General features: G+C 64.7%; 11 protein-coding genes. All 11 read left to right on the top strand.

The window, feature by feature from the left end; genetic code table 11:
* Positions 1–131: 131 nt before the first annotated feature.
* Positions 132–1,136, top strand: a complete 1,005-nt coding sequence (locus IAE39_RS26910; RefSeq protein ID WP_201207525.1) for an aspartate-semialdehyde dehydrogenase — start codon at positions 132–134, stop codon at positions 1,134–1,136.
* A gap of 71 nt (positions 1,137–1,207) precedes the next feature.
* Complete coding sequence (locus tag IAE39_RS26905; protein WP_201207524.1) at positions 1,208–3,997, top strand: FimV/HubP family polar landmark protein; 2,790 nt, start codon at positions 1,208–1,210, stop codon at positions 3,995–3,997.
* Positions 3,998–4,191: 194 nt separating this feature from the next.
* Positions 4,192–5,052, top strand: coding sequence for a tRNA pseudouridine(38-40) synthase TruA (gene truA / locus IAE39_RS26900; RefSeq protein ID WP_201207523.1), 861 nt, complete (start codon positions 4,192–4,194; stop codon positions 5,050–5,052).
* 61 nt (positions 5,053–5,113) lie between these two features.
* Entirely contained in the window at positions 5,114–5,734 is a 621-nt protein-coding gene (locus IAE39_RS26895) for a phosphoribosylanthranilate isomerase (RefSeq protein WP_201207522.1), read from the top strand.
* A 222-nt stretch (positions 5,735–5,956) separates the two neighbouring features.
* Complete coding sequence (gene accD / locus IAE39_RS26890; RefSeq protein WP_012271202.1) at positions 5,957–6,850, top strand: acetyl-CoA carboxylase, carboxyltransferase subunit beta; 894 nt, start codon at positions 5,957–5,959, stop codon at positions 6,848–6,850.
* Positions 6,850–8,157, top strand: coding sequence for a bifunctional tetrahydrofolate synthase/dihydrofolate synthase (gene folC, locus IAE39_RS26885; RefSeq protein WP_201207521.1), 1,308 nt, complete (start codon positions 6,850–6,852; stop codon positions 8,155–8,157). Before accD ends, folC begins: the two co-directional genes overlap by 1 nt.
* The gene (locus tag IAE39_RS26880; RefSeq protein ID WP_201207520.1) at positions 8,141–8,791 is read left to right on the top strand and encodes an SPOR domain-containing protein; all 651 of its coding nucleotides are present in this window, start codon (positions 8,141–8,143) and stop codon (positions 8,789–8,791) included. The genes folC and IAE39_RS26880 overlap by 17 nt, the downstream gene beginning before the upstream one ends.
* Before the next feature lie 284 nt (positions 8,792–9,075).
* A complete protein-coding gene (locus IAE39_RS26875) occupies positions 9,076–9,633 on the top strand; it encodes a CvpA family protein (protein ID WP_201207519.1) in 558 nt (185 codons plus the stop codon).
* 42 nt (positions 9,634–9,675) lie between these two features.
* Positions 9,676–11,181 (top strand): amidophosphoribosyltransferase, encoded by a 1,506-nt coding sequence (gene purF / locus IAE39_RS26870; protein WP_201207518.1) that lies wholly within the window; start codon positions 9,676–9,678, stop codon positions 11,179–11,181.
* Between the two features lie 16 nt (positions 11,182–11,197).
* Positions 11,198–12,409 carry an O-succinylhomoserine sulfhydrylase gene (locus IAE39_RS26865; RefSeq protein ID WP_201207517.1) on the top strand — a complete coding sequence of 404 codons (1,212 nt, stop codon included), beginning with the start codon at positions 11,198–11,200 and terminating at the stop codon, positions 12,407–12,409.
* A complete protein-coding gene (locus tag IAE39_RS26860; protein WP_201207526.1) occupies positions 12,409–13,179 on the top strand; it encodes an SDR family oxidoreductase in 771 nt (256 codons plus the stop codon). The genes IAE39_RS26865 and IAE39_RS26860 overlap by 1 nt, the downstream gene beginning before the upstream one ends.
* Positions 13,180–13,450 lie beyond the last annotated feature (271 nt).

The following is a 13,450-nucleotide window of genomic DNA, read 5'->3' as shown; positions in this document are numbered from 1 at the left end:
GGGAGCGGGTTTACCCGCGAACACCGGCGCAGCCGGTGCCATCCACCGCGTCGTCAGGGGCGGACAGATTGGCCTCCCACGACCAATGCGAGTAAAGTGCCGCTCCCGTTTCGCCTGAGGCAGCCCGCAGCATGAACCCTACATTCGATATCGCCGTCGTCGGCGCCACCGGCAGCGTCGGTGAAACCCTGGTACAGGTGCTCGAAGAACTGGCGTTCCCGGTCGCCACCCTGCACCTGCTGGCCAGCATGGAATCGGCTGGCAGCAGCGTGATGTTCGCCGGCAAGAAGCTCAAGGTGCGTGAGGTCGACAGCTTCGACTTCGCCCAGGTCAAGCTGGCCTTCTTCGCCACCGGCGCTGCCGTCAGCCGCAGCTTTGCCGGCAAGGCGCTGCAGGCCGGCTGCACGGTCATCGACCTGTCCGGCGGCCTGGACGATGCCCTGGCCCTGGTGCCGGAAGCCAACGCCGAACGCCTGGCCGGCCTGGCACTGCCTGCGCGCATTGTCAGCCCCTGCTCGGCCGCGGTCGCCCTGGCCGTTGCGCTGGCGCCCCTCAAGGGCCTGCTGGACATCGAGCGGGTGCAGGTGATGGCCGCACTGGCGGTGTCTGCGCAAGGCCGCGAAGCGGTCAGCGAACTGGCCCGGCAAACCGCCGAGCTGCTCAATGCCCGGCCGCTGGAGCCGCGCTTCTTCGACCGCCAGGTGGCGTTCAACCTGCTGGCCCAGGTCGGTGCTGCCGACGAGCAGGGCCATACGGCGCTGGAGCGCCGCCTGGTCAGCGAACTGCGCGTGCTGCTGGGCCTGCCTGAGCTGAAGATTTCCGTGAGCTGCATTCAAGTCCCGGTGTTTTTCGGCGATAGCTTCAGTGTGGCTGTGCAAAGCCGCCGCCCGGTGGACCTGGTCGCGGTCAACCAGGCCCTGGAAGCCGCCGAAAGCGTCGAATGGGTGGAAAACGATGATTATCCGACCCCGGTAGGTGACGCAGTCGGCCAAGACGTGGTCTATGTTGGTCGTGTACGTCACGGTGTTGATGAAGACCAGCAGCTCAACCTCTGGCTGACCACCGACAACGTGCGTAAAGGCGCCGCGCTCAATGCCGTGCAAGTGGCGCAATTGTTGATTAAACACATGCCGTAAAAGATACTGGCGAGCACTTTTGTCCTGCTCTGCTTGCAGGTTCCGGGACGATTCATACAAGGGAAGAGGTCATGCTTCGAATTCGCAAACTGGTTCTGGCCATGGCTGCAGCATCAGCGCTGTCGTCTGGCATGGCGAATGCGCTGGGCCTGGGGGAGCTGACCCTGAAGTCGGCACAGAATCAGCCGCTGGACGCCGAGATCGAATTGCTCGACGTGCGCGACCTCAAGGCCGCTGAAGTGGCGCCAAGCCTGGCGCCGCCGGAAGAGTTCAGCAAGGCCGGGGTGGCGTTTCCGACCTACCTCGAAGACCTGACCTTCACACCGGTGATCAACCCCAACGGCAAGAGTGTGCTGCGGGTTACCTCCAGCCAGCCGCTGCCAGGGCCAGTGGTCAAGTTCCTGGTCCAGGTGATGTGGCCGCAGGGCCGCCTGTTGCGTGACTACAGCGTGCTGCTCGACCAGGCCAAGGCCCAGGGCGACAAGCCGGCGGCAGGCAATGTCACGCCGGCCACCACCGGTGCCAGCAGCTACACCACCCAGCGCCGTGACACCTTGTGGCAGATTGCCGCGCGCAACACCCAGGGCGGTGGTTCGATCCAGCAGACCATGATCGCCATCCAGGCGTTGAACCCTGACGCCTTCATCGGCAACAACATCAACCAGCTGAAGGTTGGCCAGGTATTGCGCCTGCCCGACCAGCAGCAGGTGCAGAGCATCCCGCAGGGCGAGGCCAACAGCGAAGTGGCCGAGCAGTATGCTGCCTGGCGTGAAGGCCGTCGCCTGGGGCCGCGTGCCCGCCAGCTCGACGCCACCCGCCGTGGTGCCGCCGACGCGGCGCCGGCGCGTGTCACCCAGGGCGACAACCTGCGCCTGGTCAGCCCGGGCAGCCAGGCCGGTGCTGGCCAGGCCAAGGCGCTCAACGACAAGCTGGCAGTGGCCCAGGAAAGCCTGGACACCAGCCGCCGTGACAATGACGAACTCAAGAGCCGCATGAGCGACCTGCAGAGCCAGCTGGACAAGCTGCAGCGTCTGATCGACCTGAAAAACGACCAGTTGGCGCGCCTTCAGGCGCAGGGCGCAGCCGCGCCGACCGCAGCTGGCGTCACGCCTGCTGAGGCTCCTGTGGCAGATGCCCAGCCGTCGGCCGAGCCGGCACCTGCTGAAGTGGCCGTCGCAGCCAAGCCAGCAGAGGATGCCAAGCCGGCCCCGGCCAGCCAGGCGGATGGCGCACTCAATCAGATTCTTGGTAACCCGTGGCTGCTGTGGCTGATTGCCGGCTCCAGCATCCTGGTGCTGGCGCTGCTGCTCTGGCTGCTGGCGCGCAAGCGCAAGGCCCAGCAGGAGGCAGAAAAGCACCTGCGCATGGCGCGGGCGCTGGAAGAAGAGCAGGGCACAGGTTTCGACAGCGACACCGAGAGCCTCGACGGCGTCGAAGTCTCGGAGCCGAGCGTTACCCTGTCGCCTGCGGTGGTCGCCGCTTCGGCCGCGGCTGCCGTTGCTGCGGAAAAAGTGGCTGAGCCGGTTGCCGAGGCAGAGCCCGAGCTGGAGTCGCAGGTCGACCCGCACGCTGCACTGCTGGCGGAAGTCGACCAGTGCCTGGCCGAAGGCCGCCTGAACCGCGCGAGTGAACTGTTGGAACCTGCCGTGGCCGCCGCCCCGGCGCGTGATGACCTGCGCCTGAAACTGATGGACGTGTACGCCCGCCAGGGTGACCAGAGCGCGTTCGTCGACCAGGAGCGCCAGTTGCCGGCCAGCGAGTACAACAGCGCTGCAGTCGCGGGGTTGAAAGAACGTTACCCGGCCATGCTTGGCCTGGCCGCGGCCGGCCTGGGTGCGGCAGCGCTGGCTGCCGAGATGGATGAGCAGTACGTGCAGGAATTGCTGCACGATGAGCCCGAAGCGCCGGTGGTTGCAGACGTGGTGCCTGAAGAAGCGCCTGAGTTCGAGCCGCAGGTTGAGGCTGAGCCAGAGGTTGCCTTTGAGCCTGAGGCTGAACTGGATGTATTCGATGAAGTGCCGATCCTCGACGTTGCGGGCCTGGAGGACCAGGGCCTGGGTGAGCCGGAGCTGGACAGCGCCTTCGACCTGAGCCTGGGTGAAGAGCTGCCCGAGGAAGACCCGCTGGCCGCGCCAATGCTGGACGAGGCTGTGGTGAACGAGCCTGCGGTGAGCGAGGCCGCGCATGAAGCTGTGCCCGACGAGCTGGTGATCGCCGAGCCTGTGCTGGACGAGCCGGAACAGGAAGAAGCACAGCCAGAAGAAGCGCCGTTCGCCGTGGATGCCGAGCTGCAAGCCGACGCCGATTTCGAAGCCATGCTGGCCCAGGCCGAGCCACAGCCAGCGGTGGACCTGTCCGATTTCGACCTTGATGTCAGCGAGCCCGTTGCCCCGGCTGCGCCGCAAGCAGTAGCTGAAACCCCGGTTGATGTCGCCGCCGAGCTGGCCGCTTTCGACAGCGTGCCGGAGTTCGACCCGGTTTCCGAGTTCGACCTGCCGTCGGACTTCGACCTGTCGCTGTCGCTGGAAGACGACTCGCCCGCAGCCAAGAGCTTTGCCTCGGAGCTGGACGACGTCAACGCCGAGCTCGACAAGCTGTCGCAGAGCCTTGAGTCGCCGTCGCTGGAGCCGCACTTCACCAGTGAAGACGCCGCTGCACAGCCAGAGCCCGAGCCGCTGGACGACCTCGACTTCGACTTCTTCTCCGGCAGTGACGAAGTGGCCACCAAGCTCGACCTGGCCCGTGCCTACATCGACATGGGCGACAGCCAGGGCGCCCGCGACATCCTTGACGAAGTGGTCAAGGACGGCGATGACAGCCAGCGCCAGGAAGCCGAGGACATGCTGTCGCGGCTGGTCTGATGTAAGCAGGGCCGGCTTTTTCGCGGGTGAACCCGCTCCCACAGGATACTCACAGGGCCCGAAATCTGTGAGTAACCTGTGGGAGCGGGTTCACCCGCGAAGAGGCCCTCAAACACGACGCACATCCACCGGCAGCCCTACAAGGCTGCCGTTGTCGTTATAATCCCCGCCATTCCGTACACCCCACAGGTTTCATGCTCTTGGACATCATCGACACCGCCGCCGCCGAATCCGCGGCCGAAGGCTACTCCCGCATCGCCCTGGGCGTGGAATACAAAGGCGCGCGCTACCGCGGCTGGCAGCGCCAGGCCAGTGGTGTGCCGAGTGTCCAGCAGGCCCTGGAAAAAGCCCTGTCCACGGTCGCCAACGAGCCGATTTCGGTCATCTGTGCCGGCCGCACCGATGCCGGCGTGCACGGCTGTGGGCAGATCGTGCACTTCGACACCCGCGCCGTGCGCGACGAGCGGGCCTGGACCATGGGCACCAACTTCAACCTGCCGCATGACATCAGCGTGGTCTGGTCGCGGCCGATGCCGGCCGACTTCCATGCCCGCTTCAAGGCGTGTGCCCGGCGTTACCGCTACGTCATCTACAACGACCCGATCCGCCCGGCACACCTGGCCGAGGAAGTGACCTGGAACCACCGCCCGCTGGACGTCGAACGCATGGCCGAAGCCGCGCAGTTCCTGCTCGGTACCCACGACTTCAGCGCCTTCCGCGCCAGCCAGTGCCAGGCCAAGTCGCCCATCAAGCATATCTACCACCTGCGCGTTACCCGCCATGGCCAGATGATCGTGCTGGACATACGCGCCACCGCCTTCCTGCACCACATGGTGCGCAACATTGCCGGCGTGTTGATGGCCATCGGTGCCGGCGAGCGCCCGGTCACCTGGGCGCGCGAAGTGCTGGAAGGGCGCAACCGCAGCGAAGGCGGGGTTACCGCACATCCCTACGGGCTGTACCTGGTGCAGGTGGAGTACCCTGAGCAGTTCGCCCTGCCCAAGCGTTACATCGGCCCACACTTTTTGAGCGGTTACGAAGCGTTGGCTGACTGACGGGCGAATAGTCATTTGCTAACATCCGGCCTTTGACCGTAATCACCAGGGTTCGCGTTCCATGAGCAATGTTCGCAGCAAGATCTGCGGGATTACCCGTATCGAAGACGCACTGGCCGCTGCCGAAGCGGGTGCCGATGCCATCGGCTTCGTCTTCTATGCCAAGAGCCCGCGGGCCGTGGACGTGCGCCAGGCGCGGGCCATCATCGCCGAGCTGCCACCGTTCGTGACCACGGTCGGGTTGTTCGTCAATGCCTCGCGCTGCGAGCTGAACGAGATCCTCGAAGTGGTTCCGCTGGACCTGCTACAGTTCCACGGCGACGAAGCCCCGCAGGACTGCGAAGGCTACCACCGCCCCTGGATCAAGGCCCTGCGGGTGCGCCCGGGTGATGACCTGGAGGCCGCCTGCCAGCTTTATGCCGGCGCCCGCGGCATCTTGCTGGACACGTACGTGGCCGGCGTGCCCGGCGGAACCGGCGAGGCATTCGACTGGTCTCTGGTACCGGCGCGCCTGAGCAAGCCGATCATTCTCGCAGGTGGGCTGTCGGCCGATAACGTCGGCCAGGCCATTGCCCAGGTACGGCCTTATGCGGTGGATGTCAGCGGCGGCGTCGAACAGGCCAAAGGCATCAAGGACGCGGCGAAAATCGAAGCCTTCATGCATGCGGTGAAACAGGCGTGATAGCAGATGTGACGGCTGGCTGCGCGCCATCGTCCATAGCTTTCGCAGCCCTGCGGGGCAGCCGCCTGTGCCTGTGGCGGCAACACAACACATTAACGGTGGAGTGGCACGCTGGAAGCCCCGGCGGCCGGTCCATCATCGTTTCATAAAAGATTTTGAGCTCAAGGGCAGGGCAGGGCCGGCGATAACGGCCCCCGCCTGCCAATACTGGAGAAAGAAAGCATGAGCAACTGGTTAGTCGACAAACTGATCCCTTCGATCATGCGTTCCGAGGTGAAGAAGAGCTCGGTGCCTGAAGGCCTGTGGCACAAGTGCCCGTCCTGCGAGGCCGTGCTGTATCGTCCGGAGCTGGAAAAAACCCTGGATGTCTGCCCCAAGTGCAACCACCACATGCGCATCGGCGCACGTGCGCGCATCGATATCTTCCTCGACGCCGAAGGCCGCGCCGAGCTGGGTGCCGACCTCGAGCCGGTCGACCGCCTGAAGTTCCGTGACGGCAAGAAGTACAAGGACCGCCTGACCGGCGCGCAGAAGCAGACCGGCGAAAAGGACGCGCTGATCTCCATGAGCGGCACCCTGATGGGCATGCCGATCGTGGTCAGCGCCTTCGAGTTCTCGTTCATGGGCGGCTCCATGGGCGCCATCGTCGGCGAGCGCTTCGTGCGCGCGGCCAACTATGCCCTGGAGCACCGTTGCCCGATGGTCTGCTTCTCTGCCTCGGGCGGTGCGCGCATGCAGGAAGCGCTGATCTCGCTGATGCAGATGGCCAAGACCTCGGCCGTGCTGGCGCGCCTGCGCGAAGAAGGCATCCCGTTCATTTCGGTCCTGACCGACCCGGTGTACGGTGGTGTTTCCGCCAGCCTGGCCATGCTCGGTGACGTCATCGTCGGTGAGCCCAAGGCGCTGATCGGCTTCGCCGGCCCACGCGTGATCGAGCAGACCGTACGCGAGAAGCTGCCAGAAGGCTTCCAGCGCAGCGAGTTCCTGCTGGAGCACGGCGCCATCGACCTGATCATCTCCCGTGGCGAACTGCGCCCGCGCCTGGCCCGCCTGCTGGCGCAGATGACTGGCCAGGACACCCCGGAGCAAGCGCGTGAGGCGGCTGCCGTCGCGTGATGACACAACGATCCCTGGGCGAATGGCTCGCCTACCTCGAGCAGTTGCACCCCTCGGCCATCGACATGGGCCTGGAGCGGTCGCAGAAGGTGCTTGCCCGCCTGGCGCTGGGCAAGCTGGCGCCACGCGTGGTAACCGTAACCGGCACTAACGGCAAGGGTTCAACCTGCGCCTTCGTGGCCTCGTTGCTGCGTGCCCAGGGGCTCAAGGTCGGCGTGTACAGCTCGCCGCACCTGTTGCGTTACAACGAGCGGGTGCTGATCGATGGCCAAGAGGCCAGCGATGAGCGCCTGTGCGAAGCCTTCGCTGCCGTCGAGGCGGCGCGGGGCGATATTTCCCTGACCTACTTCGAGATGGGCACGTTGGCCGCGTTCTGGTTGTTCTACCAGTCGCAGCTGGATGCCGTGGTGCTGGAAGTGGGCCTTGGTGGCCGCCTGGACACCGTCAATGTGGTGGATGCCGACCTGGCCCTGGTGACCAGTATCGGTGTCGACCATGTCGATTACTTGGGCGACACCCGTGAGTTGGTGGCCTTCGAGAAGGCCGGTATCTTCCGCCCGGGCAAGCCGGCCTTGTGTGGCGACCTCGACCCGCCGCAACCGTTGCTGGACAAAGCTGCCGAACTGGCAGCGCCGTTGTTCCTGCGCGGGCGCGACTTCGACCTGGCCAGCGCCGAAGGCAGCTGGAACTGGCGCGGTACGGCGGCGGATGGCGCTCTGGTAGAGCTGCGTGACCTGCCGTTGCTCGACCTGCCGATGGAAAACGCCACGCTGGCCTTGCAGGCTTACCTGCTGATGGGGCTGCCGTGGGAGGCTGCGCAGGTTCGCCAGGCGCTGCTGGATACCCGCATTACCGGGCGTCTCGACCGCCGCCAGCTGAGCTGGCAGGGCAAGCCCGTGGAGCTGCTGCTGGATGTCGGGCACAACCCGCATGCCGCCGAGTACCTGGCCCGGCGCCTGGCGGCCCGGCCGCTGAAGGGGCGCCGCCTGGCGGTATTCGGCCTGCTCGCCGACAAGGACCTGAACGGTGTTGTTACGCCGCTGCAGGGGCTGGTCGATGACTGGGCAGTGGCACCGCTGCACACCCCGCGCAGCCGCCCGGCTGCGGAGCTGGCCGAAGCCTTGACGAACCTTGGTGCGGCGGTGAAGTCTTATGCCAGTGTCGACGCCGCCCTTGAAGGGCAATGCGCGCAGGCAACGGCGGATGACCAGGTCTTGCTGTTCGGTTCGTTTTTCTGTGTCGCCCAGGCGCTGGAGTGGCTGGAGCGGCACACCCAGGAGGGTGGAGTAGATGGCAGTGCTGGATAAAGGGATGAAACAGCGCATGGTCGGTGCGCTGGTGCTGGTGGCGCTGGCGGTGATCTTCCTGCCGATGCTGTTCACCCGCGAGGACGAGATGCGCCAGGTGCACGTCGAAGCCCCGCAGGCGCCAGCCATGCCCAGCCTGCCGGAAGTGAAGGTGGAACCGGTCGCCGTGCCGGAGCCGCAGGTCATTGCCGACGAGCCGCAGCAGGCGCCAGTGGTGGTCAACGAATCGACTGCGCCGGCCAGCACCCCCAGCCAGCCGATTAGCCCGTCGCCGCAGACCCAGGCTCAGGTTCAGACCCAGCCGGCCAAGCCACAGGCGCCTGCACCCAAGGTTGAGGCGAAAACTGCCGCAACACCGGCGCCGACCGCGCCATCGAAGATCGACGTCAATGGCCTGCCGGTCAGCTGGTCGATCCAGTTGGCCAGCCTGTCCAACCGCGCCGGTGCCGAGAAACTGCAGCAAACCTTGCGTAGCCAGGGTTACAACGCCTATATCCGTTCGGCCGGAGGCATGAACCGGGTGTATGTGGGGCCATTGATCGAGCGCGCCGAGGCCGAGCGCGTGCGCGATGCGGTCAACCGCCAGAACAGCCTCAAGGGCTTTTTGGTGCGCTTCCAGCCTGAGCGCGGCTAGGCCTGGCTGACTCGATCCCCTGTAGGAGCGGCCTTGTGTCGCGATCGGGCCGCGCAGCGGCCCCAGCAATTCCCGCTGTGGCCGAGATCGTGGGGCCGCTTTGCGGCCCGATCGCGACACAAGGCCGCTTCTACAGGTGTTGGGCGTCGCCCATGCAGTAACGCGGTCCCTGTGGGAGCGGGTTTACCCGCGAAGGGCCCATCACCAATCCAACTGACATTCCGCTTACTCCCAGCCCGCCGCTCTGGTAAAATGCGCCGCCTCAAACGTCTGCAGGCAGCATCGTGGCATTTACCCTGGTTGATTGGGCGATCATCGCGATCATCGCCGTCTCCACACTGATCAGTCTCAAGCGCGGCTTCGTCAAGGAAGCCTTGTCCTTGCTCATCTGGATCATTGCCGGTGCGGTTGCCTGGATGTTCGGCGGTTCGCTCTCGGTGTATCTTGAGAGCTATATCCAGACGCCATCGATGCGCGTCATCGCCGGCTGCGCCATTCTTTTCGTCGCCACCTTGCTGGTGGGGGCCATGGTCAACTTCCTTGTCGGCGAGCTGATCCGCGTGACCGGGTTGTCCGGTACCGATCGTTTCCTGGGCATGGCCTTCGGCGCCGCGCGCGGGGCCTTGCTGGTAGTGGTGGCCATCGGCCTGATCAGCCTGGGGCCGGTTCAACAAGACACCTGGTGGCAGGAATCACGCCTGATACCACAATTTCTCCTGGTCGCCGACTGGTCGAAAAACCTGATCCTGGGTTTCACCGGCCAGTGGTCGCCCGGTGGGCTGATCAGCGCTCCGGCTGATCTGCCGTTCAAGGAACAGTTGCTCGGGCCGGCAAAGCCCTGAGCGCTATTCACTCAAGTTTCGTCAAAGTAGGGGTTGCGTCGCATGTGTGGCATCGTCGGTATCGTCGGTAAGTCGAACGTCAATCAGGCGCTGTATGACGCGCTTACGGTCCTCCAGCACCGCGGCCAGGACGCTGCCGGTATCGTGACCAGCCATGACGGCCGGTTGTTCCTGCGCAAGGATAATGGCCTGGTGCGCGACGTGTTCCAGCAGCGCCACATGCAGCGTCTGGTGGGCAGCATCGGTATCGGCCACGTGCGCTACCCGACTGCGGGCAGCTCGACATCGGCCGAGGCCCAGCCGTTCTACGTCAACTCGCCTTATGGCATCACCCTGGCGCATAACGGCAACCTGACCAACGTCGAGCAGTTGGCCAAGGAGATCTACGAGTCCGACCTGCGCCACGTCAACACCAATTCCGACTCGGAAGTGCTGCTGAACGTGTTCGCCCATGAGCTGGCGGTACGTGGCAAGCTGCAGCCGACCGAAGAAGACGTGTTCGCTGCGGTTTCCCACGTGCACAGCCGTTGCGTTGGCGGTTATGCGGTGGTGGCCATGATCACCGGCTACGGCATCGTCGGCTTCCGCGACCCCCATGGCATTCGCCCGGTGGTGTTCGGCCAGCGTCACACCGACGAAGGCGTGGAATACATGATCGCCTCGGAAAGCGTGGCCCTGGACGTGCTCGGCTTCACCCTGATCCGCGACCTGGCGCCGGGCGAAGCGGTGTACATCACCGAAGAAGGCCAGCTGTTCACCAAGCAGTGCGCCGAAGCGCCGAACCTGCAGCCGTGCATCTTCGAGCACGTCTACCTGGCCCGCCCGGACTCGATCATCGACGGTATCTCGGTGTACAAGGCCCGCCTGCGCATGGGTGAAAAACTCGCCGACAAGATCATGCGCGAGCGCCCTGAGCATGATATCGACGTGGTCATCCCGATCCCGGACACCAGCCGCACTGCCGCGCTGGAACTGGCCAACCGCCTGGGCGTGAAGTTCCGCGAAGGCTTTGTCAAAAACCGTTACATCGGCCGTACCTTCATCATGCCCGGCCAGGCCGCGCGCAAGAAGTCGGTGCGCCAGAAGCTCAACGCCATCGAACTGGAGTTCCGTGGCAAGAACGTGATGCTGGTGGACGACTCGATCGTGCGCGGCACCACCTGCAAGCAGATCATCCAGATGGCCCGCGAAGCCGGTGCCAAGAACGTCTACTTCTGCTCCGCAGCCCCGGCTGTACGCTACCCCAACGTCTACGGCATCGACATGCCGAGTGTTCACGAACTGATCGCCCACAACCGTACCACCGAACAGGTGGCCGAGTTGATCGGTGCCGACTGGCTGATCTATCAGGACCTGCCAGACCTGATCGACTCGGTCGGTGGCGGCAAGATCAAGATCGATCACTTCGATTGCGCGGTGTTCAACGGTGAGTACGTCACCGGCGACATCGACGAAGCCTACCTCGAGCGTATCGAGCAGGCCCGTAATGACCTGGCCAAGGTCAAGAACCAGGCCGTCAGCGCGATCATCGACCTCTACAACAACTGATTCAGGGAGCGACGGCATGACGGATCAATGGGATGCCGGGCGACTGGACAGCGACCTCGAGGGTGTCGGTTTCGACACCCTGGCGGTGCGCGCCGGTCAAAACCGTACACCAGAGGGCGAGCACAGCGAAGCGCTGTTCCTGACCTCCAGCTATGTGTTCCGCACGGCGGCCGATGCCGCTGCGCGCTTTGCCGGTGAAACACCGGGCAACGTCTATTCGCGTTACACCAACCCGTCGGTGCGTGCCTTTGAAGAGCGCCTGGCGGCAATGGAAGGTGCCGAGCAGGCCGTGGGTACCTCCACCGGCATGGCGGCGATCCTTGCCGTGGTCATGTCGCTGTGCAGCGCCGGTGACCACGTGCTGGTGTCGCAGAGCGTATTCGGCTCGACCATCAGCCTGTTCGAGAAGTACTTCAAGCGCTTTGGCGTACAGGTGGACTACGTGCCACTGGTCGACCTTGCTGGCTGGGAAAAGGCCATCAAGGCCAACACCAAACTGCTGATCGTCGAATCGCCATCCAACCCGCTGGCCGAACTGGTCGATATCACCGCCCTAAGCGAAATCGCCCATGCCCATGGCGCGATGCTGGTGGTGGACAACTGCTTCAGCACCCCGGCGTTGCAGCAACCGCTGAAGCTGGGCGCCGACATCGTGTTCCACTCGGCCACCAAGTTCATCGATGGCCAGGGCCGTTGCATGGGCGGCGTGGTTGCCGGCCGTGCCGAACAGATGAAAGAAGTGGTGGGTTTCCTGCGTACCGCAGGCCCGACCCTCAGCCCGTTCAACGCCTGGATCTTCACCAAGGGCCTGGAAACCCTGCGCCTGCGCATGCGTGCGCACTGCGAAAGCGCCCAGGCCCTGGCCGAGTGGCTGGAGCAGCAGGACGGTATCGAGAAGGTGCATTACGCCGGCCTGCCGAGCCACCCGCAGCACGAACTGGCCAAGCGCCAGATGAGTGGCTTTGGTGCGGTGGTCAGCTTCGAGGTCAAGGGCGGCAAAGAGGGCGCCTGGCGCTTCATCGATGCCACTCGGGTGATTTCCATCACCACCAACCTGGGTGACAGCAAGACCACCATCGCCCACCCGGCCACCACCTCCCACGGCCGCCTGTCGCCGCAGGAGCGTGAAGCTGCGGGTATCCGCGACAGCCTGATCCGCGTAGCCGTGGGCCTGGAAGACGTGGCTGACCTGCAAGCCGACCTGGCGCGTGGGTTGGCCGCACTGTGATGCAGATTGGCGGCAGTACCCCGGGCCACAATGGCCGGGTAGCCCTGGTAACCGGTGCCGCGCGCGGCATCGGCCTGGGCATTGCCGCCTGGTTGATCTGCGAGGGCTGGCAAGTGGTGCTCAGCGACCTTGACCGCCCGCGTGGCGCCAAGGTGGCCAAGGCCTTGGGTGACAACGCGTGGTTCATCACCATGGACGTTGCCGACGAGGCTCAGGTCAGTGCCGGGGTGTCCGAGGTACTCGGGCAGTTTGGCCGGCTGGATGCGCTGGTGTGCAATGCCGCCATCGCCAACCCGCACAACCAGACACTGGAAAGCCTGAGCCTTTCGCAATGGAACCGGGTACTGGCGGTGAACCTCAACGGCCCCATGTTGCTGGCCAAGCATTGTGCGCCGTACCTGCGTGCGCACAACGGGGCGATCGTCAACCTGACCTCGACCCGGGCACGGCAATCCGAACCGGACACCGAGGCGTACGCCGCGAGCAAGGGTGGCCTGGTGGCCTTGACCCATGCCCTGGCCATGAGCCTGGGCCCGGAGATCCGCGTCAATGCGGTGAGCCCGGGCTGGATCGATGCCCGTGACCCGGCGCAACGCCGTGCCGAGCCATTGACCGATGCCGACCATGCCCAGCACCCGACGGGCAGGGTAGGGACGGTGGAGGATGTGGCGGCCATGGTGGCCTGGCTGCTGTCGCGCCAGGCTGCGTTCGTGACCGGCCAGGAGTTTGTGGTCGATGGTGGCATGACCCGCAAGATGATCTACACCTGAGCACCTTGTTTACCTTGTACGGGCCTATTCGCGGGTAAACCCGCTCCTACAACGAACGCATACCCTTTGTAGGAGCGGGTTCACCCGCGAATAGGCCGGCAAAGGCAACCACAAAAATTTTGCCCTTTTGAAAAAAAATTCAATGGGGCTATTGACTTAGCTTCGCCACCTGCGTAAATTTCGCGGCCTCAGCGAAGCAAACGCAACAAGCAACATCGCGAGGGTGATTAGCTCAGCCGGGAGAGCATCTGCCTTACAAGCAGAGGGTCGG

Source organism: Pseudomonas sp. S37 (assembly GCF_016658545.1).
Classification (GTDB): domain Bacteria; phylum Pseudomonadota; class Gammaproteobacteria; order Pseudomonadales; family Pseudomonadaceae; genus Aquipseudomonas.
The sequence above is the reverse complement of the archived record's forward strand: the minus strand, read 5'-3'. Positions and strand labels throughout refer to the sequence as shown.

Excerpts from the sequence above, each read along its gene's own strand:
- IAE39_RS26880 (WP_201207520.1), top strand. The coding sequence starts at position 8,141 with ATGGCAGTGCTGGATAAAGGGATGAAACAGCGCATGGTCGGTGCGCTG.
- folC (WP_201207521.1), top strand. The coding sequence starts at position 6,850 with ATGACACAACGATCCCTGGGCGAATGGCTCGCCTACCTCGAGCAGTTG.
- IAE39_RS26865 (WP_201207517.1), top strand. The coding sequence starts at position 11,198 with ATGACGGATCAATGGGATGCCGGGCGACTGGACAGCGACCTCGAGGGT.
- IAE39_RS26910 (WP_201207525.1), top strand. The coding sequence starts at position 132 with ATGAACCCTACATTCGATATCGCCGTCGTCGGCGCCACCGGCAGCGTC.
- accD (WP_012271202.1), top strand. The coding sequence starts at position 5,957 with ATGAGCAACTGGTTAGTCGACAAACTGATCCCTTCGATCATGCGTTCC.
- truA (WP_201207523.1), top strand. The coding sequence starts at position 4,192 with ATGCTCTTGGACATCATCGACACCGCCGCCGCCGAATCCGCGGCCGAA.
- purF (WP_201207518.1), top strand. The coding sequence starts at position 9,676 with ATGTGTGGCATCGTCGGTATCGTCGGTAAGTCGAACGTCAATCAGGCG.
- IAE39_RS26895 (WP_201207522.1), top strand. The coding sequence starts at position 5,114 with ATGAGCAATGTTCGCAGCAAGATCTGCGGGATTACCCGTATCGAAGAC.
- IAE39_RS26905 (WP_201207524.1), top strand. The coding sequence starts at position 1,208 with ATGCTTCGAATTCGCAAACTGGTTCTGGCCATGGCTGCAGCATCAGCG.
- IAE39_RS26860 (WP_201207526.1), top strand. The coding sequence starts at position 12,409 with ATGCAGATTGGCGGCAGTACCCCGGGCCACAATGGCCGGGTAGCCCTG.